The sequence below is a fragment of the Crateriforma spongiae genome (assembly GCF_012290005.1).
GTDB classification, from domain to species: Bacteria; Planctomycetota; Planctomycetia; order Pirellulales; family Pirellulaceae; genus Crateriforma; species Crateriforma spongiae.
In genome coordinates this window covers 962,407-978,583 of record NZ_JAAXMS010000002.1, presented here as the reverse complement: position 1 = coordinate 978,583, position 16,177 = coordinate 962,407, and the positions used below count along the sequence as shown (strand labels likewise).

The window sequence follows — 16,177 nt, the reverse complement described above, 5'->3', positions numbered from 1 at the left end:
GCCGTCGACCCGTCAACACCGCGACATTTCGGCGTCCAACGTTCCCTTGCAGGGGGGGGGCGTCCGATTGCGACCGGTCGTGTCAGCCCAGTCCCTGATACCGCTGGCGAAAACAGTCGGCGTGTATTTGGCACAGCCTCGCCCGACCGTCGCCAACGCGATCCGCCATTTCAGCCAGCCGATTCAAGACGTCACCATAAACCGACAGCGGCTGGATTCCCAAATCCCAGCCCGATCGAATCAGGCAATTCACCGCTTCGGTCCCATTTCCACCCTTCTCGGACCCTTCGGCGGCTTCCAGCCAAAAATCGTGGGCGGATTGTTGCCAGTGTGACGGGGCGGTCTGCACCAACATCGACACATAACGCTGCTGTATCGACGAGATTTCCGCCAATTCATCGACACGGACGTGCTGCTGACGCAACCAAGCCACCGACAGCTTCACGGCTTGATTCTCCGCATCCCCCAATTCGATGCCCGGCGGTCGCATCCGAACGGCTTGATCGGTGAACGCCGAACAGCAGGCGGCTTTCGCGAAACAGTTGGCCGCCGATACCGGTTGTCCCAGCCGATCGTGTGACATGGCCAACCACTCCCAGGCCCATGCCAGATCGGGGTCCGTCTGGGCAGCCGCCGAAGCGTGCTTGCCGATCAACGGCCAGTCATCACGATGGTTCTGAATCATTTCGCATCGCACCGCCACCTCTGCGATGCCATGTCGGATCATCCCGTCAGCCAAACCCAGGGATGCCGTCACTTTCTCATTGCCGGAAAGAGATGTCTGGGCAAGCGCGTGCTGCATCAATTCTCGTGCCCCAGGATGCGCGGTGTCGGCTGCCCACCGGACCCACGGATGGTCGCCGCTCAAGCAGGCACCGGCCCGCGGATCATCGGGTTCGATCGCGTGACGTCGACCCGGTCCCGGTAACAACGGGCACCAAACATCGAATAAGACAGCTTCGCCCAAGTGGTTGCCCCACGGAATCCAGTCGCCGCCGCCGTGATACCAGTGGACGAATCGATCGACAGTCCCCGCGGCACTGACGCGGCCGCAAATCCAATCGCCACGACCGTTGCCGATCAGCGGCAGAAAATCGGGCGGCATCAGACCGGGCCAAATCGCGTCGGCCGGATCGTCCATCAAGGATGCGGGGTCAACGGCTTCGTGAAATTCGCCGCACCCGGTGTGCCTCCACAACGCTTGGTCGATCCAGTCGATCAGGTCGCTGGAAAGCGTCAATCCGAAATGCCGGGCAAATCCAGACGCATCGCACGCCGCCCGACGCGAATCGTTGAAGCCGCCAGAGGGTACCGAGTCAGCCAAAATTCGCGGGCGTCAGCAAAAGAAACCGAAAAGATGAAAAGCATCGAAGCGCAGGCGATCGCGCCGGCACCGCCGTCATATTACCGTCCCGGTCGCTCGGCGGCCTAGACCAGCCGGCGCAAGTCGGCTTTTCACACCACGCGATGTCGCCAACGGCATTTCCCACCGCTTTGCCTGGTCACGTGGCGGATTTGGTCACGTGGCGGATTTGGCGGCCTCACGACAGGGCGGCTAGACTGGTTCGATCCGTTTGCCCGCCTGCCAAAAGGCATCGCCAAAGCGACACGCGTTCGATCGTCGCGTTCCGTCCCGCCTGGATCTCTCCTTCCCTCCCTCGCGGCAATCCTAGGTTCCGTCATGTCTCTCTCAAACGTTCGGCTTGCATTGCATGGTTCACTCCGCCGACGGATCTCCGCCGCAACGGATTGGCACGCGGCCATCCCCTTTGCAGTTTCGATTCGTTTCGGCCTGAACGTCACGTTGTTTGCCTGGGGCTTGTTGGCGTGCACCGCATTTCCCGTGGTCGCCGATGATCGCCCGAACATCGTTTTGCTGATGGGGGACGATCATGGTTGGGATGAAACCGGATACAACGGCCACCCGCATTTGAAGACGCCGGTGCTGGACCAGATGGCGGCCACCGGCCTGCGTTTGGATCGGTTTTACGCGGCGCATCCGACGTGCTCGCCGACTCGGGGCAGTGTGCTGACCGGACGTCATCCGAATCGTTACGGAACCTTCACCCCGAACTACTCCATCCGCCCGGAAGAAATCACGATCGCGGACTTGTTGGGCGATGCCGGTTACGCCTGCGGTCACTTCGGCAAGTGGCACGTCGGACCGGTGAAGGCCGACTCGCCAACCAGTCCCGGTGCGATGGGATTTGACACGTGGCTTTCGCACGACAACTTCTTCGAACTCGATCCCGTCCTGTCACGCGACGGTGGTCCGCCAAAAAAGATCGAAGGCGAAAGCTCGCAGATTCTGATCGATGCAGCCAAGCCTTTCTTGGCCAGTGCGAAGCAATCCGGCAAGCCTTCGTTGACGGTGATTTGGTTCGGATCACCACACGAACCATACAGTGGATTGCCAGAGGACTTGGCACTGTACGACGACTTGCCCGCGGAGTATGCCGAAAGGTCCTTTCGACTGACCAGCAATGAAACGGGCTCGCCAACCACACGACCGTTGCGCGATGTCTTGCAAGAACGCTATGCGGAGATCACGGCGATGGACCGCGCGATTGGTGATCTTCGTGACTGGCTGACGCAGAATGATCTGCGCGACAACACATTGATCTGGTACTGCGGCGACAACGGAACGCCGGGCGATGGCATCATCACTTCGCCGCTTCGTGGTCAAAAAGGCAATCACTACGAGGGCGGTGTCCGCGTGCCGGGAATCATTGAGTGGCCCGCTAGGATCAAGACGCCTACAAGCACCGATTTCAATTCGGTCACCAGCGATATCCTGCCAACCATCTGCGATGTTTTGGATGTCGATGTCCCCGATCGTCCGCTCGATGGAATCAGCCTGATGCCGATCCTTGAAGGCCGCTCAGAACCTCGCTCTCAGCCGATCGGTTTCTGGAGTTTTGATACGAAGAACGCGCACAAGGACCAGCCGTATCTGACCCAGCAGCAACAGACCGGGACGACGCCTTTGGTCAAATTGATGAAGGGCATTCCGACACGCAACTTCGTCAACTACTTCCATCCGGACACAACAAATGCGGACTACGGCGGCACACGGGTTTGGTTGGCAAACCAGTACAAGCTGATTGTCACCGGCCTTGGTGACGATCAAGTACTGGAACTGTACAACCTTCGCGACGACCCAAGCGAATCTGACAACTTGGCCGAACCGCGACGCAAGATAGCCGACGAGATGTTTGGCGAATTGACGCAGTGGCAAACGTCGGTGCTCAATAGCCTTACGGGCGGCGATTACGGTTCGTCGTCCGGCAGAACTCGAAACTGATTTTGCAGCCTAGTGTTCCGCATCAACATGTCGCGTGACGTCTCGATCGAAAACTCTTCAAGGACCGAATCAACGTCGACCGAATCGTCCAGGCTTTCGATCAACGCCCAGGCTTCATCGTGCTTGACCGTCATCTTCAACTTGCGACCGTACTTGGTCACCGCTCGTTCCAGTTTGGCGATATCTTGCCAGCCTTGAATGACCGCGGATTCCAAGTTCAGCGGGCCGTAGATGACTTCGCCAAACCGACCCGAGGAAATCACGTCGTCGCCCATGGGCCCGATGATCTTGGATGACTGGATTCGCGTTGCCGACACGACGTGGTACTTGTAGGTCGCTGCCATCGCGTTAAGCATTTGCCCGCCGGCGAACGCGGACGGCCAAAAGACGATCTCCGCGCCCTTCTCAGCAAGTCGCTGCCAATTGGATTGCCAATTGATGTCGAAGCAAATTTGCACGCCGATGCGTCCAAAATCGCAATCGAATACCGGTGGGTCGATGGGGCCCGGCGTGATGCCGTTCTTCAGTTCGTCTTCGGTCGGATTGATCTTTCGATACTCGCCCACCAGGCGTCCCGCCCGATCGATGATGACGGCACTGTTGTAATAACGTCCTGAATCGATCGTGTGGATCGGGCAAATCACATAGCACCGGTGGTCTCGGGCAAACTCCGCGAAGGGTCGAGAGATCTTTCCGATGGGGACTTCCGCGGTATCGGGCAACGGTGGGCGACCGCCGCCGTGAATGTTGGCGACGTGAAAACACTCTGGCAAACAGATGATGTCGGGATTCGTGGGAACGACTTCCTTCATCCGCCGCAGAACTTTTGTGGACATCTCTTCCGGTGTCTGCGCAGACAGTTTGTGCTGGCAAACGCTGGCCACCCAAACGTTTCTGCGATCGACGTCACGACCACTTTTCGTATTCCCTTGGACGGATCGCTGCGGCGGCTCGGCCGATCCCGTCGCGGAAACCGCTAAGCCGGTGCTCAGTCCGACCGTCGCACGCCCAAGGAAATGACGACGATTCAGGGGGCGGTCAGGCATTGATCTGATCCGAAGAAAGGGGCACGAACCGCTTATTGCACAAGCCGAAACGAATTGGCAAAACTCGCCGGGCCAACGGACTTGGAGTTTACCCCAGATGCGGTACAATCGTGGTTTGTTTGGTTGGGTCCCGGTCGATCCCGGGGCCAACCAGCCAAACAAATTGAGCTTCAACAGCTGCACCCGTGGCACAACTGGATAGCGCATCGGTCTTCGGAACCGAGGGTTGGGGGTTCGAATCCCTCCGGGTGTACTCTTTTCAATTTGCGAACTCGGCATGGCCCGCAAGTTCGCTCTCGGGTCCGAACCGCTGGACCCGCGAAAACCGCCCTATTTTGCGGTGTTTTCGGCACCGCCTACGATCCTGGGCTCTCTCTTGATGGTAGGGCGTGAGTCAGCGTCCGAGGTTCGACCGCCAGATCTCGCCAAAACGATCACGCTGTTTCGATCGGCTTCAGTTTATAGGTTGACGCGAACTCCGCCGCTGGCAGCTGATTCATAGATCTTTTCGACGATACGAATATCCCTTAGACCCATTTCCCCGGGTGTCTTGAACGTCTTATCGCCGCGGATAATTGCTTGGGCGAATGCGTCCAGCAAGTCTGCTTGCTGAAGCGTTTGTTCAAGCACAACCTCTTTCCGATTGACCAGCAGGCGTTTTGGGCTCGGATTGCCTCCACCGGACTGACCGAAAACGCTGCCTCTGGAATCGCCAGGAACAATCTCAACAGACCCTTTGGGCCCCAACGTGGTGCATTGGTGAAACGACTGGCTGTAGCTTGCACGGCAAAGTGCCTGAAAACCATCGTCGAACAACAGCTCATAGCTCATGGTTTCTTCGACGCCGTCGGGAAACAGATCATGATGAAATGTTGTGGGAAGTCCGCGCACTGCAACCGGCTCTCGCCCTGTCAGATAGCACGCGGCTTGGATGGGATAGACACCGGTATCGAACAAGGCGCCGCCGCCGGCCATCGTCGGGTTAAGCAGCCACTTCTTGATCCGGTCCTTGTTCTTTCCCATCAATGCGCGAGCATAGCCCCACGAGAATTCGTAGTTGCCATTGGTCAGATTTCCGACGGCCCCGCCCGAAAGTTTGTCGATTGCTCGAACGTGGTGCGGCTCCCAGTGCAATCGATAGTTGACGCCCAGCAGTACGCCTGCCTGTTTTGCGGCGGCGATGATCTGTTCGCACTCCTTACTGGAAATCGCCATTGGTTTTTCAACCATGACGTGTTTGCCTGCCTTCGCGGCACGGATCGCAAACTCCGCGTGCATCGAATTGGGAAGTGCAATGTGGACGAAGTCGATCCGATCGTCGCCGGCGATCTTGTCGATGGTGTCGTAGTCATAAATCGCGTCTTCCTTAAATCCATGTCTTTGCGCCCATAACTTTCCCTTCTCCGCGTCACCCGTCACGACGCCAGCGAGCCGGACATGCTGACAGGAGGAGACTTCCGGAGCGATCGATGAGGTTGCGTAGCCTCCAAGGCCAACAACGGCCAAACCGAGCTTTCTCGTTGGTTCGACGGCGGATGCACGGCCAATCATTGCCGGAGCAACACCAGTAGAGAGCATTGTGGCAAAGCTGATCTGGGAAAATCGTCGACGGTCAAGTTGGTTGGGGTTTTGGTTCATGGTTGGTTTCAATGGTTGTGGGTTAGTGGACTAGCTGGGAAACGTTTGGAGCCACCTCGATACAAGCACGAAGCGCAAGCAAGCGAGTGAGTTTGCAGTACGTGATTCACTCGCTTGCGCTTCATTCGTGTAAGGAAAGTAAGCAAGTAGCTTGCCCATTCGCTTTAGGCAATGAGTTCCTCGATCACCTTGCCGCCGAACTGGCTGAGTTGCTTGAAACGCCCGGCGTGATAGTACGTCAGCTTGTTGTCATCGAGCCCGAGTAACCGAAGTAGTGTGACGTGGAAGTCGCGAACGTGATGTACTTCTTCGACGGCGGTCATCCCCACTTCATCGGTGGCTCCGATCGTGTGTCCTGCATTGCAACCGCCGCCGGCTAGCCAGATCGTCATCGCGTTTGCGTTGTGGTCACGTCCATAGGCGGTACCGCCGCGCACTCCGTTGTCCGGCGACCTTCCAAACTCTCCGCACCAAACGATCAATGTGCTTTCCAGGAGGCCCCGATCCTTTAGGTCAGCGATCAACGCGGCGATCGGTTGGTCGACGCCACGGACGAGATTCTCGTGGGCCCGTTCGATGTAGTCGTGACTGTCCCAGGTGCCGTTGTAAAGCTGTACGAATCGAACACCCTTCTCGACCATCTTTCGAGCGAGCAAACACTTCCGCCCAAATGCATCGGTCGCTTCGTTTCCGATCCCATACATCGACAGCGTTCGCTGATCTTCGCCCGACAAATCGATCGCCTCGGGCACTTCCGTCTGCATCCGAAATGCCAGTTCGTAACTCTCTAGTCGAGCTGATAGCTCCCGGTGTTCAGGATGTTGCTGTAAGTGCCGCGTATTCATTCGCGCAAGCAGATCCAGATTGCGGCGTTGTCGCTGGGGAGTCACGCCAGAAGGTGGTTGAAGGTCCAGGATGGGAGAGCCTTTAGGTCGCAGTGGCGTCCCTTGATAAAACGCCGGGAGATAACCATTGCTCCAATTCGCAGCTCCACCCTGTGGGTATGAGATTTCCGGTAACACCAGGAAACCCGGCAGATCCTGATTCATCGAACCAAGCCCATACGTGACCCAGGCACCAATTCCTGGATCACCCCCGAAGCGATTCCCACAATTCATTTGGTACATGGCGGTGGGGTGATTCACGCTGTCGACTTGGCAGCCTCGATAGAAACAGAGTTCATCGGCGACCTTTGCGAGGTGTACCCAGTTGTCAGCCATGTCGGCGCCACTTTGGCCGTGCTTGCTGAAGCTGAACGGACTCTGCACGTAATACCGTTTTCCGCTCTCCATTGCCGATTTCTGCTGTCCTTCTCGGACAAACTCTTTGAGATGTAGATCTTTGAGCGCAGGCTTTGGATCGAAGGTATCGATGTGAGACGGTCCGCCCTCCATCATCAGAAAGATGCAATTCTTTGCTTTCGCGGGAAAATGACCGTCCTTGGGAGCAAGCGGGCTCTGCTTTCCATCGGCGCGTGCTTCGTCTGCCAGCATCGCAGAAAAAGCAATGCTGCCCAGGGACGTCCCCAGGCCGTATAAAAACTCACGGCGGTTATTCATGCAATTTCTCCGTTTTTGCTGGGACGAGCTGATTCAGACGCTGACTCAAATGACTGACAACGTGTGTCATCTTTGGGTCGCTGATAATGTTTTCTATTTCGAGCTGTCCGGGCGTCGTGTCGTTTCGATGGTCATACAGCTCACGAGCCACGATGTTGTTCTTTGGATCACGCCATTCGGTGTATCGGAATTCGGCGGTTCGGATGCTTCGGCCGAGACGCCCTTGCCGTTTCATCTCGCTGCATGCGGCGTCACGAACGCTTGTGTCGTCGTTTAGTAGGTCCGAAAAGCTGATACCTTCCAAGTGTTCAGGCTTGGGCAAATGCGCGAGATCGCAAAGCGTCGGATACAGGTCAAGGAATTCAACAAGTGCGTTTGACGATGCTCCCGCTCGCGCCATCTTTGGCGACGAAATCAGCAACGGTGCACGGGTCGAGATTTCAAAGTTCGAGTGCTTGTGGCCCCAAGAGTCATACTCACCCATTTGGTAACCGTGGTCGCCCATGAACACGACGATCGTGTTCTCGGCATGCCCCGACTTTTCAAGAGCCTCCATCAAACGACCAAAGCAAGCATCGACGTAACTGATGCACGCCAGGTAAGCCTGCAGATATCGCTGCAGGAACGCGGAATCGGTTTCTTCCAGCGACGGCATGTTGTGATAGTTCTTGACGATGCCTCGGTTCACGACCCACGCGGGAACGTTTTTCGGAAGCTGACGGAACGCGGGAAGGCGAAGCGTCGTAGGGTCGTAGAGATCCCAGTACTTTTGGGGAGCGTTAAAGGGCAGGTGCGGCCGCAGAAATCCAACCGCCAGAAAGAACGGCGTTTGATCTCCTTGCCGCGAATCCAGATATTTCTCGACGGCTGCTGTGGTGTCGCCGTCCTGCATCTGATCGTCAGGGATGTCGCTATCATCCCATGTTTCGGCTCGCGGCCAATCGTGCGGATGCTTGAACTCTTTTCCGGTTTTCTTTGCTGCGGCGATCTGCCGGTCGCGAAGTGCGTTCTGCTCAGGTCCCCACACGGGAACTTCGGGCCATCGAGTGGGTTCGCTCCACGATTGGGCATCGTCTTCATCACCGAGCATCGATTCATCGTAGATATGAAAGATCTTGCCAAATGCTCGGGTTTCGTAGCCGTGATTCTTGAAGTGCTGGGGAAGAGTGACAATGTCGGGTATCACATCACGCACTTTTGTACCAAACCCACGTAAGCCCGTCGTGTTTGGGCGAAGCCCACTGAGCATTGAATTGCGGGACGGGCTGCATACCGCACTTTGCACGTACGCATGGTCGAATCGCAATGCCCGCTGCGCAAACTGGTCAATGTGTGGCGATATGACCACTTCATCGCCGTAGCAACCGAGTTGAGGCCGAAGGTCGTCGGCCATGATCCATAATACATTCTGTGCGAAGGCCGACGGATGAAGGCAGAAGGATGAAAGAAGAAGGAATGTAGCGAAGGCAGAAGGAGGAAGGCAGAACGATGAACGAAGAAGTGTTGTAGGTCTCGTTGACTTCATCTTTGTTCCGCTTGGTGAGTTTTGTGTTCCGGGTTGCGCTTCGATTGAGGTAGCTGATGTCGGTTTTCCTTCTGATACTAGCACGCAGCGCAAGCAAGTGACTCTCTGCGTTCTCGTTGCGGGGGCCACTTGCTTGATCAACTTGCTTGCGCTGCGTGTTAATAAGTGCAAATCTCGATTGGTCACTATTCCTCTTGTATTGGCTCATCTTTCGTACCCCGGGTGTTCCTCGCGATCTTTTCTGTCTTGGGCTTCTCCGACGTACAGCACGGCTGCTTCCAGATCATCGTCATGGTTGATCCAACGCTGGCTACCGCCTTCGGTCCAGAATCGCTCGCGTCCGGGATGAAACGGTTTCAGCTTCCGAGTACACCAAGCTTTGAACTGGTCGCGAACGGTTTTCGGATCGTATCCCGACGCGGTAACAACGACATGGACGTGATTCGATCGTGCATTGACCGTGTGCAGCGTCCATTCGCGAATCTCGCAGTGGCGTTTCACTGTCTCTTCGACGATTTCGCGATCATCAACAGACAAGAAAAACGCCGATTTCTTCATCTCAGACCTCGCGGACTCTTGGATCCGCTCATCGGATGGTTGGATTCCGCCTTTTCCCCAACGGTGCCATCCGCGATCGTCTCCGGGAAGCCACGTGCCGTAAGCGGTCCATGTAAGGAAGAAAGCGATTGGCTCGTCGGCATTAAACGGTCGTTCACTCATCGTGTTCTCCATACCAGCACGAAGCGCCTGCGAGTGAATGAATAGACCAGCACGACGCGCAAGCGAGTCCCCGTGAGAATTCGAGAGCTGGGTTCACTCGCTTGCGCGTCGTGCTAGTATTTGAGGTCTCAATACACATACACGAACTCGTTTGAATTCAGGATCACCAGACAGACGTCTGACAATGCTCGTGTGCGACGGTCGACGTCGGCCGGTCTCAGATCAGGAACGAAGTCGGCGTTTGAAAAGAGGCGTTCCACAAACGTGAACTTCTCGCCCGTGTTTTCCTCGACCGCTTCCCGGAGGACTTCCAGTGGCGGAGCGCCGCGAAAGGGTGGATCGGTGGGCAACGAATTTTCTGTCTGGTGCCAGTGCGCGAGGAATTCCTCCAACTCGGTCGGCGTCGGTTCACGCAAGAGTGTCAGTTGGAAGCACCGCCGGATCGCGTCGCGGTCGTTGTCCGTTTCCTTCAAGACACGTGCAGCCAGCGATAACGCACGATTGTGTGTGTTCCGGCCATTGAACAAGTTGAACACCTGCGGTGTGACCGTCGATGTTTCTCGCTGCTCACAGGAAAAGTCGGGGGAGGGTGAATTGAAGACTTCCAGCATCGGGTCAATCAGACCACGCAGCTTGAGCACATAGATCGAGCGACGATGTCTCTGATCGGGAAACGGATTGGGTGTCCATGCAGCAGCGAACGTTCCCATCACTTGTCGCGGTTGAAGCGCGACTTCCTGACTGATTTCGGGTCGACAGGGTATGCCACCAAGCTTTGGGTTGAGTTCACCTGTGACGGCCAGCATCGAATCCCGTAACTCTTCGGCACTCAGACGTCGCGGATGAAAGACGGCGTAGCTGATTCCTTCAGGATCGAGCTCTCGCAATCGCTTTGGGTCGGGGTGACTTCCAGATCTGCAATAGGCATCGGACAGCATGATGCGACGATGCATCGCCTTCACCGACCAGCCCTCTTCGACGAACGTCGATGCCAGCCAGTCGAGCAGAAGTGGATGTGTCGGTCGCTGCCCAGTGGATCCAAAGTTGTTCGGATTTCCGGCGATCGCTGTGCCAAAGTGCCAGAGCCACAGCCGATTGACAATCACGCGTGTGGTCAAAGGGTTCTTCGCGTCAGCGATCCAGCGTGCAAACGCGGCGCGTCGTCCGCTGGTGGTGTCGGGAATTGACGGAGTGACTTGGTCGTTGACGACACTCAGTGTCCCCGGCGAAACCGGCTCGCCCGGTGAAAACGGATCGCCACCGGTTAAGATCGCGGTTTGCTCGAGTTCGCCTTTGTGAAAACGGTCCTTCGGAATTCGCGTCGGCGCGTAGATGCCCTTCACGTCCCTCGTTCGACCGTTGTAGACAGCGAGTGCATACGGCTGATACCGCTCCAGCTCCCATCTCAAACGCTCAATCCCTTTCCTCGCGACACGTTCGCGTCCAAACTGCTCCGGGGTAAAGCCGACCAGCTTTGGCGGGTATTCATTTTCAGCGATACCCGACTTAATCATCGCCGACCGGGCGTCGCTAAACAGGTTCTTCTTGCGACCCTTCGCTTTAAGGTCGGCAATTGCACGATCCCAGGACTCCGGGGATTTCCCCTGTTGTTGATACCACCGCTGGGCGTTCTGCAGCAGTACCGAATCCAGTTCGTCGAGAGCCTGTTGATGTTGTTGCAGTTTTTGCTTGAGGTACGCCTGCTCGTCAAAACCGGTGGTGTTCTCGTCGGGGACAAACTCGGCTTTTCGCTCGGCCAGTTGCGTCGTCGCGAACACCGCTTGGATGGAATAATAGTCTCGTGTGGGAACAGGATCGAACTTGTGGTCGTGGCACCGTGCGCATTGCAATGAATGGGCCAGGAATGTCTCACCAACACTGTTGGTCACATCATCAAGAAACCGCTGTCGGGCTACTTTGGCGACTTCCATGCCAGTCAATTCCCATGGGCCCATGCGTAGAAACCCAGTCGCCACAATCATCTCTGGATCTTTGGGATACAGTTCGTCTCCCGCAATTTGTTCAAGAATAAACTGATCATACGGCTTGTCATCGTTGAACGAACGCACCACGTAATCGCGATACCGCCAAGCGTTGCCGCGTTCATAGTCATTTGCAAAGCCTGATGAGTCGGCGTAGCGAACGACATCTAGCCAGTGCTGGGCCATCCGCTCGCCATAGTGGGGTGATCTCAACAATCGATCCACGACTTTGGCAAAGGCCTGTTGATCCGAACCTGAATCGTTGACAAACGCATCGACTTCTTCGGGAGTCGCCGGAAGGCCCGTCAAGTCATAGGTGGCTCGCCGAATCAGCGTTCTTCGATCAGCTCTCGGTGCAGCCACCAACTCGTCGGGCAACGCTTCGTCAATCAGGACATCAATCGGGTTTTGATGATTCTTACTAGCACGACGCGCAAGCGAGTGTGCACTGTCCGACTGAGCAATTCCCGAGTGAGCACCATTCGAGCGAGATCCTGTGTTTGATTCACTGCCTTGCGCGTCGTGCTGGTATTGTTGCAACGGTTGGTAGGCCCAGAGTCCCGCTGGATCGTACTTGCGATTGGTCCAGTGAGAATCCAAACCGCCCGAAGTCTGCACGACGATTCCATCCTCCACTGACCATTCGTCTTCGTACGTTTCTTCAATTTCGCGGCGGCGATCGTCGCTTGGCCACTGGGCACCCGAATCGATCCAATCATATAGCCATTGGAGTTCTTCGGCCGACAATTGCTCCGCCTCTTTGGGAGGCATCTCGGACCAGTCGTCGCTCTGGCGGGTCGAAGCAAGGTACAGCGGGCTGTCCTGCGGCGCTGCGACAACGATAGCAGGTTCGCCGCTGTCACCACCCGACAGCAATCCCTCACGTGTTCGCAAGTCGAGCGATCCCTCAATGAAATCGGGGTCGTTTCCATGACAGCCAAGACACTTCTCGCGTAGCAGGGGGGCAACGCGCCGGACGAATAGGATTTCGGAGTCCTCTTTCCGGTCATCGCCCGCTCGATCAACCAACTGGGGTTGTCCAGCATCTTCCTCGGCAAGCTCCGTGATGTAGCAGGCATCACGGGTTGTGACGGCGATGCTTCGCGAAGGCGCCGGCGCGAACGCAACCGACGTGGGTTTGCCGGGCGTCTTAACAACCGTCTTGGTTTGGCCCGACTCATTCAAGATGGCGAGGCCAGCCTTCGTGCAGCACCAAAGTCGTCCGAACCGATCAAATGCAATTCCGTCGTTGCCCGTATCGGCGAATGTTGCGAAGACTTCACGCCGATCCAATTCGTTCTTGTTGTTGATCTTCCAACGATAGAGGTTCTTGGTAGCACTATCGGTCACAAACAACCACCTTTCATCCGGCGAGAAGGCGATCCCATTGGGTTTGTCTAATCCGTCCACCATCTTCCGGAGGGAGTTATCTCGCGGATCGAACCGAAACACGAACTGGCCGGCGAGTTCTTTGGTGTCGCCTGGACGTTGATTGAAAAGCCAATCGGGATCGGTGAACCAGACGCTTCCATCGGAGTGCACCACACAATCATTGGGACGGTTCAGACGCTTTCCCTGGTAGCGATCGGCAAGGATCGCAACCTGTTGCCCTTTGGAGTTCCAACGAGTGAGCTGCCGAGTGGTTTGTTCAACGACGTAGTAGCCACCACTTCCATCGGGTCTGAACGATGTCGCTTCGGGCGAATCATCTCGCCAGACCTCCAGTCCCTTTGACTCAGTCCAGCGGAATGCCAGGCGATCGTGGTGGGCGGCATACATCAGCGCGAATTCGCCATTGCGAATTTCCCATTGGGATCCTTCACATCCGGCGTGCCCGTTGCTGAGTTGTTTCCATTGTGCGTTCGGCGTGAAGGGAGATTCCCCTTTAAGAATCTCGATCGGCAACCCTTCGTTGTTGGCAACGTCTTCTTGCGCGAACAGACTGTTGGTTTCTATGCCGAGGATAACGACAAGCACAAGCACGAAACGCAAGCAAGTGAGTTCTGCCATCAGTGATTCGCTCGCTCGCGCTTCGTGCTGGTATCGAAGTGTTTTTCCTCTCATGGTCTGCCCTGCATATATATGGTGCGGATTTCATTCGCTTCAAGCGCAGCGGAGTAGATGGCAAACTCGTCAATGCGTCCATTCAGCGAACGAATGGCCTTGGCCCAGATCGGATCCGTCCAGTTTCCGAGATCGGCATATCCGATTCGCAGTTTTGGAAGCGGTCGATCCATGTTGCTTCCACCATTGAATCCAACGGGTTGGCCATTGATGTAGTGAACAACACTCGGTTGCTTTGCGCGATCCACCGTTGTTGCCAGAAGAAACCAATGCCCACTCTGGCTGGCGTCCCAAAAGTTTTCTGACCAGAACCGACGGTTCTCGGCTTGAATCTGTTCATTAGGTGCAACTTCAAAGCCGGCCGGCGCGGGTGGAACACCAATAGGACTGGTCGCGAAATGCAACGATCCATGCACCGACAGTTGCCAATGGATTTCTCCGGGATCGAAGTGGTCGGTTAGAAACAAGGAGTTCAGGTCCCTGTCCAAAGCGTCGATCCGAACCCACGCATACAGTGTCATGGCGTCGAACTCGCCCGGGATGTTGAACCGTACGCGGTCGCCTTCACCACGAAAATCCAATGCCGGTTTACCGGGCCACCTGCCATCGGCGACCCGAGCACCAACAATGCCACCATCCAGTTCGCTGCCGGAGCCAGCGACCGCGCGATTTGCCAAGCGGCGGGAAGTGTCTGTCAGGTTCTCAAAATCGTAATAGGCGATCAGGCGTGGGTCGCTGCGTCTGTCGGTTGCTGCCGCTTTCCAACGGGCATAGCGAGACTGGACAAGGTCGCCAGACCGTTCGATGATCGCCAGGATGTCTGGAAACTCCCCCAATTCTTGACTTGAAGACATTGTCGCTTCACCTTCGACGAGGTGAGCCGTGTCACCGGCGAGAAGAGAAAGTTCATCCGCCTCGCGGTCAACAGCCCGAACTTCGCCGTCAAACACAACGACATCCGACTGACCGTTGTCGCCCGCAACGATTCCGAAGCTTGTACCGAGATCCTCGAGTCGCACATCTGCTGTCTGAATTTCAAAGCCGCGAGCAGCAGGAGGGACATTCGCCCGAACACGTCCCCGATGCAAAACAGCCAGATTCCTGCTCCTCAGTTCAATCACGGTGGGACCCGACAGGGTCATGGAGGCGCCGCTGAAAAAGTCGATCTGAGCCAGGCCTTCCGCCAGATTCAGCATGCCGGGTTCAAGTGCCGTACCTTTGCCAATTCGTTTTCCATCCTCTGCCGTCCACACCGCATCCGCTTCGGCGGAGATGACTGCGACACTACGCACAGGCTTTGACGGAGTTGCATTCGTTGTGCCCCCAACTTGGTTGCCAACCGGTCTGTCGGGGCGAACCATCATCCACGTCGGTACCAGTAGAATCAGAACGGTGGCAGCAATGACCAGCGTCTGAGCGACTCGTGGCATACGAGACCAAGTTGATAGCTGCGGTGATTTTTCACTCGCGGGTTCGTCAAACGCTCCCCCGGACTCCCGCAACTCGGAGTCAAGCCGTGCCATTTCCACATATCGGGTACGCGCATCGGCATCTGATTCCAGCAATTGCTGTAACTCAGCAAATTCGCTGTCCGAAATACATCCATCGAGATGGGCCAGCGTGAGTTCGTTCAGGCGATGATTGTCCATACAGACAGACTCCCGATCGCCAGGAGATTGCCCGAAAAAACAACATCAAAATCTCTGGCGCCCGCTGCTACGTCGCATTCAGACGCTGCCGAACGCACTGGCGGAGCTTTTCGCGTATCCGATTGAGCGTCTTGTAGAACGCGGTCGCGGATTGACCGACATCGTCGGCGACTTCGCGAATTGTCCGGTCTCCAGCGTAGGCTGCTCGAATCAGGTGTCCTGATTTTTCCGGAAGCATTTTCAGGCACGCCTGCAACGCGTCCCGAAACTCATCGCTTGAACTGCTGGCGTCTACCTCTTCAACGACGCCCGCCAGCAGCGACATGACATCTTCACGGAAGACATGCCGGTCCCTGGCCATCTTGCGGCGGTACTTCAGCACCTCGAATCGGGTGATCACCCGAGCCCATTTCATGAAGTCCGAATCGACATCATATTCATGCCACTTACGCCACATCACCAGGCTGACCGTCTGCATCACGTCGTCGGCGGCGGCCCAGTCTAGCCCCATCGACCGAACAAACGCGCGCAGGTCGCGCTCATGTCCGGCAAACATCTGCACGAACTGTTCCTCGACGTTTTCCGGCTGGTCATGTTTCATAAGCGGGAGAAATCCCCAGGTCTAGCATCAAAAGCGATCATCACCAATTCTAGTAGACTCCCGCTGTCTCTGAGATTGCCCATAAATTG

The 16,177-nt window shown here is 56.4% G+C and carries 10 protein-coding genes and 1 tRNA gene; 2 read left to right on the top strand and 9 right to left on the bottom strand.

Annotated elements, in window-relative coordinates:
* Positions 1 to 82 precede the first annotated feature (82 nt).
* On the bottom strand, positions 83 to 1,240 hold the full coding sequence (locus HFP54_RS07690; protein ID WP_168564632.1) for an SMI1/KNR4 family protein: 1,158 nt from the start codon (positions 1,238 to 1,240) through the stop codon (positions 83 to 85).
* A 441-nt stretch (positions 1,241 to 1,681) separates the two neighbouring features.
* On the opposite strand from HFP54_RS07690, the gene HFP54_RS07685 reads away from it, so the two are divergent.
* Positions 1,682 to 3,304 carry a sulfatase family protein gene (locus HFP54_RS07685; RefSeq protein WP_168564631.1) on the top strand — a complete coding sequence of 541 codons (1,623 nt, stop codon included), beginning with the start codon at positions 1,682 to 1,684 and terminating at the stop codon, positions 3,302 to 3,304.
* Here HFP54_RS07685 and HFP54_RS07680 read toward each other — a convergent pair.
* Positions 3,271 to 4,350 (bottom strand): carbon-nitrogen hydrolase family protein, encoded by a 1,080-nt coding sequence (locus HFP54_RS07680; RefSeq protein ID WP_168564630.1) that lies wholly within the window; start codon positions 4,348 to 4,350, stop codon positions 3,271 to 3,273. The genes HFP54_RS07685 and HFP54_RS07680 overlap by 34 nt on opposite strands.
* Before the next feature lie 179 nt (positions 4,351 to 4,529).
* On the opposite strand from HFP54_RS07680, the gene HFP54_RS07675 reads away from it, so the two are divergent.
* A tRNA-Arg gene (locus HFP54_RS07675) sits at positions 4,530 to 4,603 on the top strand.
* A gap of 206 nt (positions 4,604 to 4,809) precedes the next feature.
* Here the strand turns inward: HFP54_RS07675 and HFP54_RS07670 are convergent.
* From HFP54_RS07670 to HFP54_RS07640, 7 genes are all read right to left on the bottom strand, one after another.
* The gene (locus HFP54_RS07670) at positions 4,810 to 5,988 is read right to left on the bottom strand and encodes a Gfo/Idh/MocA family protein (protein ID WP_146439772.1); all 1,179 of its coding nucleotides are present in this window, start codon (positions 5,986 to 5,988) and stop codon (positions 4,810 to 4,812) included.
* 164 nt (positions 5,989 to 6,152) lie between these two features.
* Complete coding sequence (locus HFP54_RS07665) at positions 6,153 to 7,547, bottom strand: DUF1501 domain-containing protein (RefSeq protein ID WP_168564629.1); 1,395 nt, start codon at positions 7,545 to 7,547, stop codon at positions 6,153 to 6,155.
* Positions 7,540 to 9,258 (bottom strand): sulfatase, encoded by a 1,719-nt coding sequence (locus HFP54_RS07660; protein ID WP_168564628.1) that lies wholly within the window; start codon positions 9,256 to 9,258, stop codon positions 7,540 to 7,542. Before HFP54_RS07660 ends, HFP54_RS07665 begins: the two co-directional genes overlap by 8 nt.
* An 18-nt stretch (positions 9,259 to 9,276) precedes the next feature.
* Positions 9,277 to 9,792 (bottom strand): transposase, encoded by a 516-nt coding sequence (locus tag HFP54_RS07655; RefSeq protein ID WP_145304120.1) that lies wholly within the window; start codon positions 9,790 to 9,792, stop codon positions 9,277 to 9,279.
* 128 nt (positions 9,793 to 9,920) lie between these two features.
* Positions 9,921 to 13,553 (bottom strand): DUF1549 domain-containing protein, encoded by a 3,633-nt coding sequence (locus HFP54_RS07650; protein WP_390656880.1) that lies wholly within the window; start codon positions 13,551 to 13,553, stop codon positions 9,921 to 9,923.
* A 281-nt stretch (positions 13,554 to 13,834) separates the two neighbouring features.
* Entirely contained in the window at positions 13,835 to 15,487 is a 1,653-nt protein-coding gene (locus tag HFP54_RS07645; protein ID WP_168564626.1) for a LamG-like jellyroll fold domain-containing protein, read from the bottom strand.
* A 67-nt stretch (positions 15,488 to 15,554) separates the two neighbouring features.
* Positions 15,555 to 16,088: a sigma-70 family RNA polymerase sigma factor gene (locus HFP54_RS07640; protein ID WP_145304114.1), complete on the bottom strand. Its 534-nt coding sequence runs from the start codon at positions 16,086 to 16,088 to the stop codon at positions 15,555 to 15,557.
* Positions 16,089 to 16,177: the final 89 nt, after the last annotated feature.